Source organism: Halomarina litorea (assembly GCF_024227715.1).
GTDB classification, from domain to species: Archaea; Halobacteriota; Halobacteria; order Halobacteriales; family Haloarculaceae; genus Halomarina; species Halomarina litorea.
In genome coordinates, this window is record NZ_CP100448.1 from 2,922,411 (window position 1) to 2,939,602 (window position 17,192).

16 protein-coding genes are annotated in these 17,192 nt (G+C 69.1%); 12 read left to right on the forward strand and 4 right to left on the reverse strand.

Annotation, left to right across the window (positions count from 1 at the left end):
- Window position 1 precedes the first annotated feature (1 nt).
- Window positions 2–1,681 (reverse strand): acetate--CoA ligase, encoded by a 1,680-nt coding sequence (locus NKG96_RS16090; protein WP_254536190.1) that lies wholly within the window; start codon window positions 1,679–1,681, stop codon window positions 2–4.
- Between the two features lie 102 nt (window positions 1,682–1,783).
- Here NKG96_RS16090 and NKG96_RS16095 point away from each other — a divergent pair, with 102 nt between their 5' ends.
- From NKG96_RS16095 to NKG96_RS16120, 6 genes are all read left to right on the forward strand, one after another.
- Window positions 1,784–2,425 (forward strand): cyclase family protein, encoded by a 642-nt coding sequence (locus tag NKG96_RS16095; RefSeq protein ID WP_254536191.1) that lies wholly within the window; start codon window positions 1,784–1,786, stop codon window positions 2,423–2,425.
- Window positions 2,426–2,646: 221 nt separating this feature from the next.
- Window positions 2,647–4,500 (forward strand): cation:proton antiporter domain-containing protein, encoded by a 1,854-nt coding sequence (locus NKG96_RS16100; protein WP_254536192.1) that lies wholly within the window; start codon window positions 2,647–2,649, stop codon window positions 4,498–4,500.
- Between the two features lie 84 nt (window positions 4,501–4,584).
- Window positions 4,585–6,279, forward strand: coding sequence for an aldehyde ferredoxin oxidoreductase family protein (locus tag NKG96_RS16105; RefSeq protein WP_254536193.1), 1,695 nt, complete (start codon window positions 4,585–4,587; stop codon window positions 6,277–6,279).
- Between the two features lie 70 nt (window positions 6,280–6,349).
- Window positions 6,350–6,493, forward strand: coding sequence for a hypothetical protein (locus NKG96_RS16110; protein ID WP_254536194.1), 144 nt, complete (start codon window positions 6,350–6,352; stop codon window positions 6,491–6,493).
- 78 nt (window positions 6,494–6,571) lie between these two features.
- Entirely contained in the window at window positions 6,572–6,784 is a 213-nt protein-coding gene (locus NKG96_RS16115) for a PaaI family thioesterase (RefSeq protein WP_254536195.1), read from the forward strand.
- A gap of 37 nt (window positions 6,785–6,821) precedes the next feature.
- A complete protein-coding gene (locus NKG96_RS16120; RefSeq protein ID WP_254536196.1) occupies window positions 6,822–6,983 on the forward strand; it encodes a hotdog domain-containing protein in 162 nt (53 codons plus the stop codon).
- Between the two features lie 135 nt (window positions 6,984–7,118).
- Here NKG96_RS16120 and NKG96_RS16125 read toward each other — a convergent pair whose 3' ends face one another.
- Window positions 7,119–8,114: a BtrH N-terminal domain-containing protein gene (locus NKG96_RS16125; protein WP_254536197.1), complete on the reverse strand. Its 996-nt coding sequence runs from the start codon at window positions 8,112–8,114 to the stop codon at window positions 7,119–7,121.
- Window positions 8,115–8,158: 44 nt separating this feature from the next.
- Entirely contained in the window at window positions 8,159–9,259 is a 1,101-nt protein-coding gene (locus NKG96_RS16130; protein WP_254536198.1) for an NAD-dependent epimerase/dehydratase family protein, read from the reverse strand.
- Window positions 9,260–9,494: 235 nt separating this feature from the next.
- Between NKG96_RS16130 and NKG96_RS16135 the strand changes: the two genes are divergently transcribed.
- From NKG96_RS16135 to NKG96_RS16155, 5 genes are read left to right on the forward strand one after another with little or no spacing between them, the layout of a single operon-like run.
- A complete protein-coding gene (locus NKG96_RS16135; protein ID WP_254536199.1) occupies window positions 9,495–10,433 on the forward strand; it encodes a decaprenyl-phosphate phosphoribosyltransferase in 939 nt (312 codons plus the stop codon).
- Window positions 10,430–11,065 carry a PHP domain-containing protein gene (locus NKG96_RS16140; RefSeq protein WP_254536200.1) on the forward strand — a complete coding sequence of 212 codons (636 nt, stop codon included), beginning with the start codon at window positions 10,430–10,432 and terminating at the stop codon, window positions 11,063–11,065. Before NKG96_RS16135 ends, NKG96_RS16140 begins: the two co-directional genes overlap by 4 nt.
- A complete protein-coding gene (locus NKG96_RS16145; protein WP_254536201.1) occupies window positions 11,062–12,054 on the forward strand; it encodes a lysylphosphatidylglycerol synthase transmembrane domain-containing protein in 993 nt (330 codons plus the stop codon). Before NKG96_RS16140 ends, NKG96_RS16145 begins: the two co-directional genes overlap by 4 nt.
- Window positions 12,051–13,187 carry a hypothetical protein gene (locus NKG96_RS16150; RefSeq protein WP_254536202.1) on the forward strand — a complete coding sequence of 379 codons (1,137 nt, stop codon included), beginning with the start codon at window positions 12,051–12,053 and terminating at the stop codon, window positions 13,185–13,187. The genes NKG96_RS16145 and NKG96_RS16150 overlap by 4 nt, the downstream gene beginning before the upstream one ends.
- A 19-nt stretch (window positions 13,188–13,206) precedes the next feature.
- Entirely contained in the window at window positions 13,207–14,424 is a 1,218-nt protein-coding gene (locus NKG96_RS16155; protein ID WP_254536203.1) for a glycosyltransferase family 87 protein, read from the forward strand.
- 25 nt (window positions 14,425–14,449) lie between these two features.
- Here NKG96_RS16155 and NKG96_RS16160 read toward each other — a convergent pair whose 3' ends face one another.
- Entirely contained in the window at window positions 14,450–15,580 is a 1,131-nt protein-coding gene (locus NKG96_RS16160; protein ID WP_254536204.1) for a thiolase family protein, read from the reverse strand.
- A gap of 199 nt (window positions 15,581–15,779) precedes the next feature.
- Here NKG96_RS16160 and NKG96_RS16165 point away from each other — a divergent pair, with 199 nt between their 5' ends.
- Window positions 15,780–17,189 carry an ATP-binding protein gene (locus NKG96_RS16165; RefSeq protein WP_254536205.1) on the forward strand — a complete coding sequence of 470 codons (1,410 nt, stop codon included), beginning with the start codon at window positions 15,780–15,782 and terminating at the stop codon, window positions 17,187–17,189.
- Window positions 17,190–17,192: the final 3 nt, after the last annotated feature.

Here is a 17,192-nt window from a genome sequence, read left to right on the forward strand (position 1 = left end):
CCTACCTGAGTCCCTCTCGCTCCTCGAGTTCGACGCGGCGTACCTTCCCGCTGGTCGTCTTCGGGAGGTCGGCGACGAACTCGACCTCGCGGGGGTACTCGTATCTCGCCAGTCGGTCCTTCACGTGGTCGCGGAGGGCCGCCGCGAGGGCCTCGCTCGCCTCGAACCCGGACGAGAGGACGACGAACGCCTTCGGCACCTCGCCGCGTTCGTCGTCGGGGACGCCGATGACGCCCGCGTCCGCGACGGCCTCGTGGGTGGCGAGTGCCTCCTCTATCTCGACGGGACCGATGCGATACCCGGCGGAGATGATGACCGTGTCCGCCCGCCCGACGAACGTGACGTAGTCGTCTTCGTCCATCACGCCGAGGTCCTCGGTGAGCAACCAGCCCTCGCGGACCTTGTTTCGCGTCGCCTCCGGCTTGCCGAGGTACTCCACGAAGCAGACCGGATCGCCCTCGTAGCGGACGGCGATTTCGCCCGTCTCGCCCGGGGGGAGACGCTCCAGCGACTCGGGGTCGAGAATCGCCACCTCGTGGCCCGGCGCGGGCGGGCCGATGGCCCCCTCGCGGGACTCCGTGAGGGCGGTGCAGTCGCCGACGATCATGTTCGCCTCCGTCTGGCCGTACCCCTCGTGGACGGCCGCGCCGTCGAACGTCTCGGCGGCCCACTCGACGACGCTCTCGCCGAGCGACTCGCCGCCGCTCGGGACCACCCGGACCGACGAGAGGTCGTAGCCCGAGGTGCCCGCCTGCATCATCATCCGGAGGGCCGTCGGCGGCGCGAAGAAGTTCGTCACCCCGTGGCGCTCCACGAGGTCGAACGCCGTCTCCGGGTCGAACGGCCCGCCGTCGTACGCGAGGACCGGCTTGCCGTAGAACAGCCCCGGGAAGAGCACGTCGAACAGCGTGGCGACCCACGCCCACTCCGAGGGCGTCCAGTACACGTCGTCGTCGTGCATCTCCATGTCGCAGAAGGCCGTGACGAACAGCGGCAGGTTCCCCAGCAGGACCCGGTGGGCGTGGCGCACGCCCTTCGGGTCGCCCGTCGTCCCCGAGGTGTAGATGACGATGGCGTCCTCCTCGGCGTCGGTCTCGACGGCCTCGTCGACCGGGTCCGCCGACTCGACGGCGGTCCAGAAGTCCCGTTCCTCGCCCGCCAGTTCACCCTCGGGGACCCCGACGGTGAGCACCGACCGGAAGTCGAACTCCCCGACCACGTCCCGGAACGTCTCGACGTTCGACTCGTGGACGACGCAGGCGACGGCGTCGGCGTCGTCCAGCCGGTATCGGAGGCCCTCGGTGCCGAACAGCGTCGAGAGGGGGACCGACACCGCCCCGAGCTTCCAGCAGGCGATGTGGGCGATGGCCGTCTCCGGGGTCTGCGGGGCGTTGACGCCGACCCGGTCGCCGCGACCGACCCCCTGCGCCCGGAGGTGACCCGCGAGTCCGTCGGTGAGGGTCGCGAGTTCGGCGAACGTGTAGGAGGCCCGTTCCCCGGTCTCGCGCTCCGAGAGGAGCGCCGTCCGGTCGCCGTCCTCTCCGTCGGCCCACCGGTCACAGACGTAGTGGGCCATGTTGAACCGCTCGGGGACCTCCCACTCGAAGGCCGCCAGCAGGTCGTCGTAGCTCTCCCACTCCCGTTCGTGGAACCAGTAGGCGTCGAGGCGTTCGCCGCGCATGTCCGAGACGTGTCCGGTGGTACCATACGGCTTGCGGTGGTGGCGAGTTCCCGGGGAACCGGGCGGCCGACGCTTATCCCCGCCCGCCGAGGACTGCCCACCATGTGGCACGACCTCTCACAGCCGTTCGGCCCGGCGATGGACCACTCGACGGCGCTCGCGCCGCCGGAGTTCCGGACGGAACGGACCGTCGCCGAGGACGGGGCGAGGGTGACGCACTTCGACGCGCCGACACACGCCGGGACGCACGTCGACGCGCCCGCGCACGTCCTCGACGGGGGAGCGACGCTCGACGACCTCCCGCTCGACGCCTTCGCGGGCGAGGCCGTCGTCCTCGACGTGCCCTGCGAGTCGGCACGGGAACTCGGGCCCGACGACCTGCGGGCGGGCGGCGAGGTCCGCGGGGGCGACGTCGTCCTCGTCCACACGGGGTGGGGCGAGAAGCAGGGCACGGAGGCCTACTACGAGTACCCGTGGCTCTCGGCGAGCGCCGCCGAGTGGCTCGTAGAGCGGGGCGTGAAGCTACTCGGGACGGACACCCTCAGCCCGGACGAGCCCCGGTCGCTCCGGTCGGACGGGGGCGAGTCGTACCCGGTCCACCGGCGCCTCCTCGAAGCGGGCGTGCCCATCGCCGAGAACCTGCGGCTCTCGGCCGTGGCGGGTCGGCGCGTCGAGGTGGTCGGATTCCCCCTCCGAATCGAGGGCGGGGACGGCGCGCCGACGCGGTTCGTCGCGCGCACGTAGTCCCGAGTCGAGGGAGTCGAGGAACTCGCCGTCGGGGGCGAGCACCGCCGAGAGGCCGGCGTCGAACGTCCGGTCGACGCGAACCGGCCCTGCTGTCGTGGCTGTGGCTATCACCCGTATGTCATAAATCCCCACACACGGGTGATAGGGGGACAACCGGACGACGAGTGGATGTTTTTATACGATACGGGCGACACAACACGACCAGTGGTGGGAGATTAGTGGCAGGTGAACTCATCCCGCTCGTGGCCGCCATCATCGGCCTCGGCGTCGTCGCCCAGATACTCGGAGACCGCTTCCAGATACCCAGTATCATCTTCCTCATCGCAGCCGGCATCGCCCTCGGCCCGGAGGGAATCGGGATAGTGACGACCGCGACGTTCGGCGACGCACTCCCGGCCATCGTCGGTCTCTCTGTCGCCATCATCGTCTTCGAGGGAGCCTTCCACCTCCGCATCGACAAGTTGCGCGAGGCGCCCGCCGAGACCATCCGACTGGTCACCGTCGGGGCCGCCATCGCCCTCGTGGCGACGGCGGTGGTCATCCGCTTCGCCCTCGGCGCCGACTGGGACGTCTCGTTTCTCATCGGCGCGTTGCTGGTGGCGACGGGACCGACGGTCATCGCGCCCATCATGGAGGTCGTCCCGGTGCGCGACCGCGTGGAGGCCGCACTGGAGACGGAGGGCATCGCCAACGACGTGAGCGCGGCCATCCTCGCCGTCGTCGTCTTCGAGGTCGTCGTCGGCCACGTCACGGAGGAGAACCTCCTCCCCGAGTTCGCCTCCCGACTCGGGACGGGACTGCTCGTGGGTGCCGCCGTCGCCGCCGTCGTCTGGTACGGCCTGCGCTACGTCGACCTCTCGCCGGGCAACGCCCCGCAGAACGCTCGCCTCCTCGTACTGGCGGGGGCGCTCGTCGCCTACGGAGGCGCGGAGTCGCTCGCGACGGAGTCGGGCATCGCCGCCGCCGCCACCGCAGGCGTCCTCCTCGGCAACCTCGACGTCCCCTACGAGGAGGACATCACCGACTTCAAGGGCGACGTGACGCTCATCGTCCTCTCGTTCGTGTTCATCGCGCTGGCGGCGCTCCTCCGATTCGAGGACATCGCCAGACTCGGTCTGGGTGGGGTGGCGGTGGTCGTCGCGGTGGCCCTCGTCATCCGCCCGGTACTCGTCTTCGTCTCGATGGTGGGCGACCGCTTCACCTTCGAGGAGAAGGTGTTCATGAGCCTCGTCGGCCCGCGCGGCATCATCCCGGCGTCCGTCGCGACGCTGTTCGCCGTCCAGTTACAGAACGCGGGCCAGACCGATGCCGCCGGTCTCCTCGTCGGCACCGTCTTCCTCGTCATCCTCACGACGGTGGTGTTCGAGGCCGGCCTCGCCCGCTACCTCGCGGAATACCTAGGTGTCATACCAATGCGCGTACTCGTCATCGGAGGCGGGACCGTGGGCCGAGCGCTCGCGGCCCGTCTCGAAGACCGTGGAGAGAACGTCGTCATCCTCGAGAACGACGAAACGATAGTCGAACTGGCCCGCGACGAGGGCCACACCGTCCACATCGGCGACGGCACGGACACGGACGTCCTGACGTCGGCCGGGGCGGAGAACGCCAAGATACTCGTCACCGCGACGGGCGACGACGACGTGAACCTGCTGGCCGCCCAACTCGCGAACTCCCGGTTCGACATCGAGACGGTCATCGCGCGGGTGAACAACCCCAACAACGTCGAGGCGTTCGAGGACCTCGGGGTGCGCGTCGTCTCGCCCACCGCGGCGACGGCACAGACCATCGACAACCTCATCGAACGCCCCGCGCTCGCCAACTGGATCTCGGGCCTCGGCGAGACGGGCGACGTCCAAGAGATCGAGGTCACCGCGGACGAACTCGTGGGACGCACGGTGCGGGAGGTCGGCCCGGAACTCCCCGGCGGCGTCCTCATCGCCCTCGTCGCCCGCGACGGGGGGGCACAGGTGCCCAACGCCGACTTCACCCTCGAACGCGGCGACCGCATCACCCTGCTCGGCGGCCACGACGCCGTCCGCGAGGCGATGACGTTCTGTCACCCGGAGGACTAGGCGGGCGTCCCCGCGCAGTACCGCATTTCAACTCCCGGTGGGGGACGTGAGAGTACTTATGAGTCGTGAGTGAAACGTCTCACCATGATTCACGCGGACGGCCCGCTACTCACGGTAGACGTGGGCGAGCGCTCGACGGCGGAGACCGATATCGACGCACTCCTCGAAGCGTACGTCGGCGGGCGCGGCGTCGGGACGCGCCTCGCCCACGAGCGCATCCCGTTCGACGCCGACCCGTTCGGCCCGGAGAACCGCCTGTACTTCGCGACGGGGCCGTTGCAGACCTCCCGAATGAGCTTCACCGGCCGGATGTCCTGTACCGGCCTCTCGCCGCTGACCGACGGCCTCTGCTCGTCGAACGCGGGTGGGTTCATGTCCCGGAACTTCCTCGCGACGGGCTACAGCGCCGTCGAACTCGTCGGCGCGAGCGACGAACTGGTGGGCGTGCACGTCACCGACGAGGGCGTGGAGTTCGAGGCGGTCCCCGACCTCGCGGGCGCGACCACCGAGGAGACACTCGAACACCTCGCCGAGCGCGGTCTGACGGCCGATCACACCGCCATCGTCGGCCCCGCGGGCGAGAACCGCGTCCGGTTCGCCTCGATCATGACCAGCGAGTCGCGCGCGTTCGGACGCGGCGGCCTCGGGGCCGTCATGGGTGCGAAGAACGTCAAGTTCCTCACCTTCGAGGGCGACTCGGCTCCCGAGCCACAGGTCGAAGGCGAGGTCGTCCAGGAGATTCACAAGGAAGCCTCCGAGTCCAGCAGTCCGATGAAGGACGCGGGCACCGTCTCCGTCACGGAGTACGCCAACAGCGTGGGCGCACTCCCGACGAAGTACTTCTCGGAGCTCTCCTACGAGCACGCAGAGGACATCGGGTCGGGCGCGGTCATCGACCACAAGTACAAGAAGGGCACCTGCTCGTCGTGCGCGTTCGCCTGCAAACTCCCGACGAGAGACGAGGAGAGCGGGCTGGAGACCGAGGGTCCCGAGTACGAGACGGTGATGTCGTTCGGGTCGAACGCGCTGGTCGACGACTTCGTCTCCATCATGAAGTCGAACGAACTGTGCGACCAACTGGGGATGGACACCATCTCCTGTGGCGACGTGGTCTCCGCCTACCTCGCGGCCAACGACGCCTTCGGCGACTCCGAGTTGATCCACGACCTCGTCGAGAAAATCGCCTACCGCGAGGGCGACGGCGACCTGCTGGCGGAGGGCATCGCCCGCTGTGCCGACGACCTCGGCGTCGAGAACTGGTCGATGAAGGGCATGGAGTTCGCCGCCCACGACGGGCGCACCCTGAACGGGCAGGGCCTCTCGTTCGCCGTCTCCAACCGGGGGGCAGACCACATGTACGCCGAGATGTACCGCTTCGAGTACCCGCTGGTCGCGCCCGCACAGGCGCTGGACCGCGACGGACTGGCGGGGAAGGCGGAGCGACTCGTCGAGGCCGAAGACGAGAACGCGCTGAAGGACTCGGCGGTCCTCTGTAAGTTCTCGTTCTCGCAGATGGACGAGGAGCGCTGGGAGGCCCTCCTCGACGCCGACTTCGCAGAACTGGAGGCCGTGGGGAAACGCATCGTCACCCTCGAACGCCACTTCAACAACCAGCGCGGGATGGACCGGGCCGACGACGACGCCCTCCCCTACGAACTGGAGGGACTGGACGACGCCCTCGACGAGTACTACGGCCTGCGCGGATGGGACGACGACGGCACCGTCCCCGACAGCGCACTCCCCGACGCGGGCGGGAGTCCGACTCCGGCGGACGACTGAACCGGCCGGGACGTCCCTCTGCCCGCAGACCTGTGCGAAAAATTAACACGATGTGCGCGAACCGGCGTGCATGGTCGTCAGCCTCGCCGCCTACGTCCACGCCTCCGTCTCGAACGACCGCCACGAGTTCAACCGGCAGGTCGCGTTCGTGTTCTTCCTCGCGGATGTCTCTATCGCGGCCGCCGTCGTCCCACAGGCACCGTTCGTGACGTGAGCGTGCGAGGTTCGTAAACCCCCCGCGTCGCGTTGCGCGTTCCGCTACGCCCTCGTCGGTCCACCGCGAGCGCCACGCATGGACATCGTCGACCGCTTCTCCGAGGCCATCCCCTTCGCCGACCACCTCGACATCGAACTGGACGAGGTGGGCGACGGGCGCGCGGTGGGCCACGTCGACCTGCGCGAGGAACACTCCTCGAACCCCGCGAGCATGGTCGCCCACGGTGAGGTGGCCTACTCGCTCGCCGACACCGTCGGGGTTCACGAGAGCGGATCGCTCGTGCGCTAACCGAAACGCGTCGCGTTTCGGTGATGGGGCGGCCGTCGTGGACCTGAACGAGACGGTCACGCCCACCATCGACGTTCGCATCGACTACCTCGCGCCCGCGACGGGCGAGCGACTGGTCGCGGAAGCGGAGGTCACGCGGAACGTTCGAAAATCGCTTCGCGATTTTCGCAGCCAACCAGAAATCTCCGATTTCTGGTGACGGAAACAGCGTCGCTACCGTCGATATCGACGTCGAGGATGGCGAGGGCACGCACGTCGCCTGCGCGGGGTCTACAAGACGGGCGGGGTGGACGGGCGGACGCCGTGGACCGCCGGGACGGACGACCGGTAGTACTCAGACGTCGGCGTCGAGAATCTCACGGTAGAGCGCCGCCTCGCGGTCCGCGATGGTTCGGATGTCACCTGCGACCTCGTCCACCGTCTCGCGGTAGTCGGGCCCCTCGGACTCGCTGGCGTCCTTCAGCGTCTCGCCCACCGCGGTCCAGTCCTCGGCGATGGCGGCCATCTCCTCGGTGACCGACTCGCCGAACGGGTGCTCCACGGTTCGGAAGAAGTCGCGCTGGAGGCCGCGGAACGCGCCGCCACCGGTCCCCCGGCGCTCGACGTTCTGGTAGGCGAAGCGGGCCGTCCACTGCGGGTCGGGCAGGGTCGGCCACTCGGCCATGCTGGAGACGAGGCGCTGGATGCCGGCGAGACCCTGTACGCCGAGTGTGCCGGGGTCGAAGCGCCCCTCGTCCGGCGCGAACATGTACTCGGCCATCGTCGTCGTCGCCGCCACGACGGCGTCTTCGACGGGCGTGGTAATCGAGGGGTCCGTGACCGCGAGGTAGCGACACTGCAGGGGGACCATCGCGTTCGAGGTCATCGCCCCCTGCAGGCGGTCGGTCGGAAGGTACTGGACCTCCTCGAACTCGCTGTCCGAGAGGTACACCCCCTCGTCGTCGTAGCCCACCGCGAGCAACGAGTGCGGCGAGAAGTGCGTGTCCGTCCCGTAGTAGTCGAGGTAGTAGATGTCTGCGAACAGCATGACCGGGTGGCCGTCGTCGAGCAATTCCCTGATGTCGGCCCACGCCTCGTCCCACGACTGCCCCTCGCGTTCGACGTGGTCGATACCGAGCGTGTGGAAGAAGGCGCGTTCGAGGTAGAGCGGGCGGCCGATGAACGCCTTGTGCGGCGGGTCGGGCAGTTCGAAGAAGGTGAAGCCCAGTCCCGAGGCGAGGCCGAAGCAGGTCGGTTCGTCGAACCCCCACCCGTAGTAGTCGGCGAGGTTGCGAAGCGAGGTGGACCCGCAGTGTCGGCCCGTCGCGTGGTCGTAGTCGGGGAGTCGCATACCGGCATCTGACCGCGCGCCGCCGTAAACCGTTCGGGGCGCGCTCAGACGCGCTTGGAGAGCGCCTTGACGGCTTCGAGCGCCCCCTGGTCCCACGCGACGCGGTGGTCGAGGCCCGTCTCACCTTCCTGCTCCTCGTACTCCTCCAAGTACCACTGGTAGGTGTCGATGAGTGCCTCCCGGTTGGAGTACTCCGGCTCCCACCCCAGTTCGCGGAGTTTCTCGACGGAGACGTAGGAGTCCTCGTGGGCCGTCTCGTACACCCACGGGTACAGCGGCGAGAGGTCGAGGGCGTTCAGGACGCGGAGCGCCGCCACCGTCAGCGTGGCGGGCGTGCCGAGGACCCGCTTGCCGGTCTCGGCGTAGTCGACCAGTGCCTGGAAGTCCTCCTTCATCGTCGTGTACTCCGTCGCGCCGACGTTGAACGTCCCGTTGACGCGCTCCTCGTCGAGCGTGAACAGAACCTCTATCGCCCGCACGAGGTCGCGGACGTGGAGCAACTGGTACCGATTGTTCCCCCACCCGACGAGCGGGACGTTCGCGCCGTCTTCCACCCAGTCGAACAGCACCTGAAAGACGCCCAGTCGCTGCGGGCCGATGAACGTCTTCGGACGGACGACGGGGACACACAGCCCGCGCCGCCGGAAGTCCGCACAGAGCTTCTCGGCTTCGACCTTCGCGGTGCCGTAGGGGCCGACGCCGTCGGTGGGTGAATCCTCGGTGATTGGGTGGTGGTCGTGGGTGCCGTAGACGGCCGTCGAGGAGACGTAGACGACCCGGTCGACGTCGGCCTCCGTCGCGGCCCACAGCACGGCGCGCGTGCCGTCAACGGTGACCTCGCGGATGGTCTCGTCGTCCCAGAGCGGGAGCGCCGCCGCGGTGTGGACGACGACGTCGGCGTCGGCCTCCTCGAACGTCTCGCGGAGCGTGCTCTCGTCGCGCACATCCGCCTCGACGTACGAGACGCCCTCGACGGGGTCGGATTCGTCGAACGGCTTCAGGTCGACGGCCGTCACGTCGAGTCCCTGCTTAACGAAGTACTGGCACGTGTGGAGGCCGAGGAAGCCGGTCCCGCCGGTGACGACGACCGAGTCGTAGTCGAGCGCTTCCCCCGCCGCGTCGGTGGTTGCGACAGCGTCGCTCATCCGGCGGCAGGTGGCGGGCGTGCCACTTGAGTCGGGGGGACCCTCCCGACGCTCAACAGACGCGAACTCGGACTATTCCGAAGCTCGAACGATCCGGCCGAAATCGGGAGACGCAACGTCGGCTTACACCACTGTTCACACGAGTGTATCACACCCGGAGATGCAACAGTTCGAAACCCGGTGGAAGCACCGCCACGTTATATGAGACTCTCCAGCCTCGGGTCCTCGACAGCCCATGTCATACCCACACGCTGCACGGATGCGACTCGCGCTCGCGGGCCTCCTCCGCGAGATGCGGCCCCAGCAGTGGTACAAGCAGGGGGTCGTCCTGCTCGGGGTGGTGTTCTCGCGGCACCTGCTCGACCCTGCGGCGTGGGTGGGGGCGCTGGCGGCCGCCACGGCGTTCACCGCCGTCGCGGGCGCAGTGTACGTCTTCAACGACATCAGCGACGTCGAGGAGGACCGGCAGCACCCGACGAAGCGCAACCGCCCCATCGCCAGCGGACAGGTGTCGATACCGCTCGCCGTCGCCTTCGGAACCCTCCTCGCCGTCGGGGGGCTCGCGCTGGCCTACGCCACGGACGTCCTCGTGTTGGGCGTGATACTGGCGTACGTCGGACAGAACGCCCTCTACACCCTGTTCCTGAAGGAGGTTGCCTTCGCCGACACCATCGTCATCGCCGTCGGGTTCGTCCTGCGAGCCATCGCGGGCGTCGTGGCCATCAGCGTCCGCCTCAGTCCGTGGCTCATCGTCTGTACGTTCTTGCTGGCACTGGTTCTCGCACTGGGCAAGCGCCGCCACGAACTCGACGAGACCGGCGGACCCAAGGGAACCGACGAGAATGACGGCGAGAACACCCGTGAGTCCCTCGGGACCTACCGCGCCGGAGCCGTCGACCAGTTGCTCGTCGTCGCCGCCGCGACGCTCCTGATGGCCTACGCGCTGTACACGTTCACCGGCACCGACGACGCGATGATGCTCACGCTCCCCTTCGCCTTCTTCGGCGTCTTCCGGTACCACCACCTCGTCCACACCACCGACGTGGGCGGCAAGCCCGAGTACCTCCTGCTCGACCGGCCGCTGGCGTCCAACTGCGCGCTGTGGCTGGCCGTCGTCGTCGCAGTCCTCTACGACCTACCCGCCGTCGTTGGGTTTCCGGGGGTGATGCCGTGAGCGAGCGACGGGCGTACGACCTGCAGACCCACACCGACGCCTCGCCGTGCTCGCGGACACCTCCCGACCGCGTCGCGCGGGCGGCAGTCGACGCCGGCCTCGACGGCATCGCCGTCACCGACCACGACACGACGGAGAACGTCGCCGCGGTCCGGGCCGCGGCCCCGCCCGGCCTGGAGGTCATCGCCGGCGTGGAGGTGACGACGACACAGGGCCACCTGCTCGCCCTCGGCGTCGAGCACCCGCCGCCGAAGACGGACCCGCAGACGGTCATCGAGGACGTCCACGACCAGGGCGGGGTCGCCGTCCTCTCGCACCCCTTCGACCGCCTCCGACAGTACTACGACCGGGACCTGTCGGCCATCGCGCGGCGCGTCGACGCCGTCGAGGTGTGCAACTCCCGGTGCGTGCGAAAGCGGTACAACGATCGCGCGCGCTCGTTCGCGGCCAAGCACGGCCTCGCCGCCACCGGTGGGTCCGACGCTCACTTTCCGATGGAGGTCGGGCGGGCGCGGACCGTCTGTACGGGCGACCCGCTGGCGGCGATTCGCGCCGGCGAGACGACGGCGGCGGGGCGTGCCCGCTACCTCTCGGGACACGTCGCGACCAAACTCCACCAACTACTCCGATGACCGGAACGGACACCACCGGAGGGCTGTGGCGTCACTTGCGCCGGGGCGGCGGCCTGCTGCGCGAGCACGGCCTCTGGCTGACTGCCCTCCTATCGGTGGGGGTGTTCGCGGGGCTGTTCCTGCTGGCGGACGCCGAGGCCGTCACCCGGTCACTGCTGAGCGTCGACGGGTGGACGCTCGTGACCGTCCTCGCGCTGGTCGTCGTCAGCTACGCGGTGCGCTTCCTGAAGTGGGGGTTCTACCTCCGCGAACTGGACATCGACGTACCCCTCGGGTCGAGCCTCCTCACCTTCTTTTCGGGGCTGATGCTCGTCGTCACGCCCGGGAAACTGGGAGAGGTCTGGAAGGCGTGGTTCCTGCGAGACCGCGAGGGAATCCCCGCCAGTCGGACGACGGCCGTCGTCGGGGCCGAGCGGATCACCGACCTGCTGGCGCTCAGTGCGCTGGCGGTGCTCGGCGTCGTCGTCTACCGGCGCTCTCCGGCCGTCCTGCTGGCCGTCGGGGGGACCTTCCTCGCCGGCCTCGCGCTCCTCCAGTGGCGGACGGCCTGTCTCGCCGTGCTGGACCGACTGGCGACGCTCCCCGTCGTCGGCCCCCACGCCGCCTCGCTGGAGTCGTTCTACGAGGGGACCTACGCGCTGTTCCGCCCGCGCCCGCTGGCGGTGGCGATGGTCCTGAGCGTCCTCGCGTGGGGGCTGGAGGGGGCGGCGCTGTGGGTCATCCTCGCGGGGCTGGGGGCCGACGCGAGCCTCGTCGTCGGGCTGTTCGTCTTCGGGCTGGGGTCGGTCGTCGGCGCTGTGAGCCTCCTGCCCGGCGGGCTGGCGGCCACCGAGGCGAGCATGGTCGGCCTACTCGTCGCGCTGGGCGTCGCCCGGACCGTCGCCGTGAGTTCGACGCTGCTCGTCCGCGTCGGCACGCTCTGGTTCGGGGCGGCCCTCGGGACGGCCGTCTTCGGCCTCTCGCGGCTCTCCGGGAGGGCCGATCGGTGAGCACGACCCTCCTCCCGGAGCGCCACCGCGCCGGCCTCCGGACGTGGGTGCTGTTCGGCGACCCGACGCGAAGCGCGCTGTGCTGGCTGGCGCTGGCGCTCGTCGGGAGTGTGTTCCTCTTCGACGCCCCGCGCTACACCTTGCTCAGTACCTACACCGACCACATGCGCCACACCTACGCCGCGTGGTCGTTCCTCCACCTCGGGTTCGGCGTCTACACACAGCCAATGGGGACGTGGGACGTGGCCGCCGTCGAGCCGTTCGTCACGTGGCCGACCCTACCCCACATGTACCCGTTCGGGTCGCTCCTATTGTTCCTCCCGGCGGCACTGCTGGTGAACCTCTCGGTCCTCGCGCCGGCGACTACCTACGCGCTGCTGGTAGCGGCGTTCACCGGTGCGGGCACACTCGCGATGGCGCTCCTCTACCGGACGCTCCCCTACCCGCCGGGGCTCGCGGCGCTCGTCACGGCACTCGCCGCGATGCCCTACCTCTTCTGGGGGCTGAACGGCTTCTTCGACACCGTCGCCGTCGCGCTCGCCCTCGTCGGCGTGGCCGCCCACCGGCGAGAGGGCGAACGGGTCTCGCTGTTCGCGCTGATCGGCGCGCTCTCCTTGCACTTCCGGCTGTGGTACCTCGGACCGCTCGCGCTTGCCACCGCCTGGCGTTACTGGCGCGAGCGGGGCGTCGACGCCGCCTTCGTCGGCGCGCTGGCCCTCGGGGGTCTCTCGCTCGCCTCCTTCGCGCTGACCCTGCCCGCGGCGGGCCGTCTCGGCGAGACGGAGATGTTCACCGAGAACCCCGTCGCGCTGACGACGGGCGCGGGCATCACCCCCGAGACAGGGGTAGCGCTCGCGGGAGCTGCCGTCCTGCTGGGCGTGCTCTACACCCGCGAACGGGATCCGGTCGCGCTGGCGGCGCTGACGCTCGCCGTCGCGTCGGTGTTCGCCCTCTCGCAGTGGGTCGCGTGGTACCCCATCCTGCTGACACCCGCGCTGGCGCTGGCCGACCGCCGGGCCAGTCAGGTCGCCCTCGTCGTCGCGTTCCTGCAGGTGAGCGTCTCGCTCGGCAACCCGCCGAACTGGTTTGCCTTCGCCGAGGCGGTCCTTCGGGCGACAGTGGGGTGGGGGTAGCGTGCGACTGTCCGGGCCCGTGACCCGCCGGCGAGCGCTGGCGGCTCTCGGTCTCGCGGTCGCCGCCGCACTCGCCGTCTACAGCACCAACTGGATATGGCACGTCGTCGGCGAGTGGAAACCGCTCACAGACTTCAACATCTACTTCGACGCCTACCGGAGCGCACGCGCCGGCCGGAACCCCTACGACCCCGACGCCATCGGCACCGGCTTCCTCTACCACCCGTTCGTACTGACCCTCGTCGGTCTCGTCGCGTCGCTGGGCCGGGCGGGGGCGGCGACCGTCTGGGTGGGGGCGAGCGCGCTGGTGTGGGTCGGGGCGCTCGCTCTCGCCATCCGCCTCGTCGACCTGCTCGGAGGACACGTCCCCTCCGGGACCCGGTGGGCGCTGTTCGCGGGCGGCCTCCTGTTCGCCCCCGCATGGGACACGCTCTACGGTGGGCAGATAAACGGGTTCGTGGTCGTTTCGACGCTCCTCGCCGTCTATCTCGCTGAGACCGACCGCTCACTGCTGGGCGGGAGCGCCCTCGCCCTCGCCGTGACGCTCAAGACGTCGCCCGTCCTGCTGGCGGGCTACTTCGTCGGGACGCGCGACTGGCGGGCGCTTGCGGGCCTCGCCGGCGGTGTCGGCTTGTTCACGCTCCTTCCGGCGATGCAGTTCTCGCCCGATATCGTCGGCCAGTACGTCGCGGCCACCGCACAACTGAGCGGGACGGTTGACGCCTTTCCGGGGAACAAGAGCCTCGCGGCGGTGACGCTCCGACTCGCGGAGGCGTTCGGGTGGTCGGTAGGGACCGGGACGGCCCGACTCCTCCGGGAACTGCTCGTCGTCGGATCGGGTCTCGTACTTGGTGCGACGGCGCTCGCCCGGCCGGTTCGAACGGCGACAGCGGGGCGGTGGTTCCTCGCCGGCCTCTCGACGGCCGTCGTCGCCCTCTCGCCGCTCGTCTGGTACCACCACGGGACCCTCCTCCTGTTCCCGCTGGTCGCCCTCCTGACCGCCAGGGAGGGGTGGGTCCGCGCGGTGGGCCTGCTCGCCGCGTTCCTCGTGCAGGCCGACCGAATCGTCGAACAGGCGTTCATCGGCTGGGGCGTGCTCCCCCGGGTAGGGGTCCCGATGCTCGCCGCGCAGTTGCTCGTCCTCGTCGTCGCGTCGGGGCTGTACCTCCGGGCGTGGCGGGACGGACCGAGCGAATGGGCGTGGGCACGCTACCGTCGACTGCTGGCGCGCGAATAGCGGAAGAAGAAGGCGAGCGAACTGCTTACCGACTGAACTCGATGGCCGCGCCCTGCCCGAAGCCGACGCACTCCGTGGCGATTCCCCGGTCGACGTCGCGCTTGATCATCTCGTGGATGAGCGTCACCGGCAGGCGGGCACCCGTCGCGCCGAGGGGGTGGCCGATGGCGATTGCGCCGCCGTTGACGTTGAACTTCTCGTCGTCGATGCCGAGTTGCTCCTGACAGTAGAGCGTCTGGGAGGCGAACGCCTCGTTCAGTTCCACGAGGTCGTAGTCGTCGATGTCGCGGCCCGTGCGTTCGAGGATGTCGCGGACGGCGGGGATGGGGCCGATGCCCATGACCTCGGGTTCGACGCCCTGCACGCTGTTGTTGCCGATTTCGGCCATGATCTCGAGGTCGTGCTCCTTCGCGAAGGCCTCGCTCGTGACGAGGAGGGCGCTCGCGCCGTCCGAGATCTGCGAGGCGTTGCCGGGCGTGACCGTCCCCTCGGACTTGAAGACTGTCGGGAGTTCGTCCATCTTCTCGCGCGAGACGTCGTGGCGGATGCCCTCGTCCTCGGTGACCTGCTTCTCGCCGTTGTCGATGGGGACGATCTCGTCCTCGAAGCGCCCCGACTTCGTGGCCTCGCTGGCGCGCTGCTGGCTGCGGAAGGCGTAGTCGTCCTGCGCTTCCCGACTCACGTCGTAGCGCTCTGCGACCTCCTCGGCGGTCATCCCCATCTGGAGGGCCGCGAGGTTGTAGTCCTCGTTCATGCGCGGGTGCATGGCGGTGTTCGCGCCCATCTTCACGCGGGACATGTTCTCGACGCCGCCCGCGATGATGGCGTCGCGCTGGCCGGCACGGATGGCGTCGGAGGCGGAGATGACCGCCTGCGCCGAGGAGGCACACCAGCGGTTGATGGTCGTGCCGGGCACGGACTCCCCGAGGTCCGAGAGGAGCGTGATGATGCGCGCGAGGTTGTTGCCCTGCTCCTCGCGTTGCTGGGCACAGCCCCACATCAGGTCGTCGACGTCGTCGCCCGAGAGGCCCGTATCGGAGAGGATCTCGTTGACGAGCGGAACCGAGAGGTCCTCGCTCCTGACGTCGGCGTAGACGCCGTCCTCCTTGCCGTGGGCGGTCCGGTACGCGCGAACGACGACGGGTGTCGTGTCCATACCACACCCAGCGGCCTCACGGTGTTAAACGCATCCCAACTCGCAACTAACGGAGAGGAGTTCATCCAGCCGCCGGCCTTCCATCGACCACCGCAACGCGGGACGACGCGGGGGCCGCGAGGCGGAAGAACCGCACGGCTGCGGCGGTGTGGGTGTGCTTCGACGGTCTTATAGCGCTCGCAGCAGTAATCTCCGGGAAATGACCAGCCCGGCGCTCGACGTCATCGAATTCATGCTCACGGCGCACCTCTACAACGAGCACCGCGAGCTCGACCCGGGCGACCTCCCCCCGCCGTACCGACGCGCGTTCTGGAGCGCGGAGGCCGAACCCGAGCCCAACGGGACCTCCGACCGGCGCGCCCCGGGCGGTATCGAACGCCCCCTCACCATCACGGACACGACCATCACCGAGGCGACGGGCCTCGGCCACCCGTGGGATGCCGTCTCCGACCTCATGTTCACCGAGCGCAAGGACTTCTCGGGTGAGGTCTCGTTCACCGACACGGGGATGGCGGAGTCGTGGTACCGCCAGCGCACCGACGCCGACCGCGTCATGACGAATCCGGTGCTGGCGCTCCGCTTCGAGGAGGACATGGCGGACGTCGACTACGAGGTCGCCCGCGCGAACAACCGCCCCATCCACGCCGACCGGGTGTGGATCGACTCCCTGCTCGAACAGATGTTCGACGAGGACGACGAGGAGATGCTCGACCTCGTGGAGGTCCGCGCCCCCGAGGAGGTCGAGATGACGATGGACGACCTCGTGCTCACGGACGACCAGATGGGCGAGATCAAGAAGATCATGAAGGCCATCGAGCACCGCGAGTACCTCGCGTCCATCGGCCTCCGCGAGATAGGAAAGCTCCTGTTCGTCGGCCCGCCGGGCACGGGCAAGACCTCGGTCGCGCGGGCGCTGGCCCACGAACTCGACCTGCCGTTCGTCGAGGTGAAGCTGTCGATGGTGACGAGTCAGTACCTCGGCGAGACGGCCAAGAACGTCGATAAGGTGTTCGAGGTGGCGAAGCGACTCGCGCCGTGTATCTTCTTCATGGACGAGTTCGACTTCGTCGCGAAGACCCGCGCGAGCGACGAGCACGCGGCCATCAAGCGGGCGGTCAACACGCTGTTGAAGAGCATCGACGAGATATCGCTCGTCCGCGACGAGGTGTTGCTCATCGGCGCGACCAACCACCCGAACCAGCTCGACGCGGCGGCGTGGCGGCGCTTCGACGAGATCGTCAACTTCCCCAAACCGGACGGCGGGATGCGCGCGGACATCCTCCGGGTCATCACCCGGCAGATGGACATCACCGAGTTCGACCCCGAGGCGCTCGCTGACCTCACGGAGGGGCTGACGGGCAGCGACCTCCGCCTCGTCCTCCGGGAGGCGGTCCTTGACGCCCTGACCGAGGAGCGCACCACCCTGACGCAGGCCGACCTCGAGACGGCCGTCGAGGGGTTCGAGGAGCGCGACAACCTGAAGAACATGGACATGATGGACGACGGCGCGGACCTCATCGCCGGCAACGGCCACGCCGACGAGGAGGTCGACGAGGACCACGACCACGCCGACCACGACCACGCCGACCACGGCCACAGCCACGACTGACGG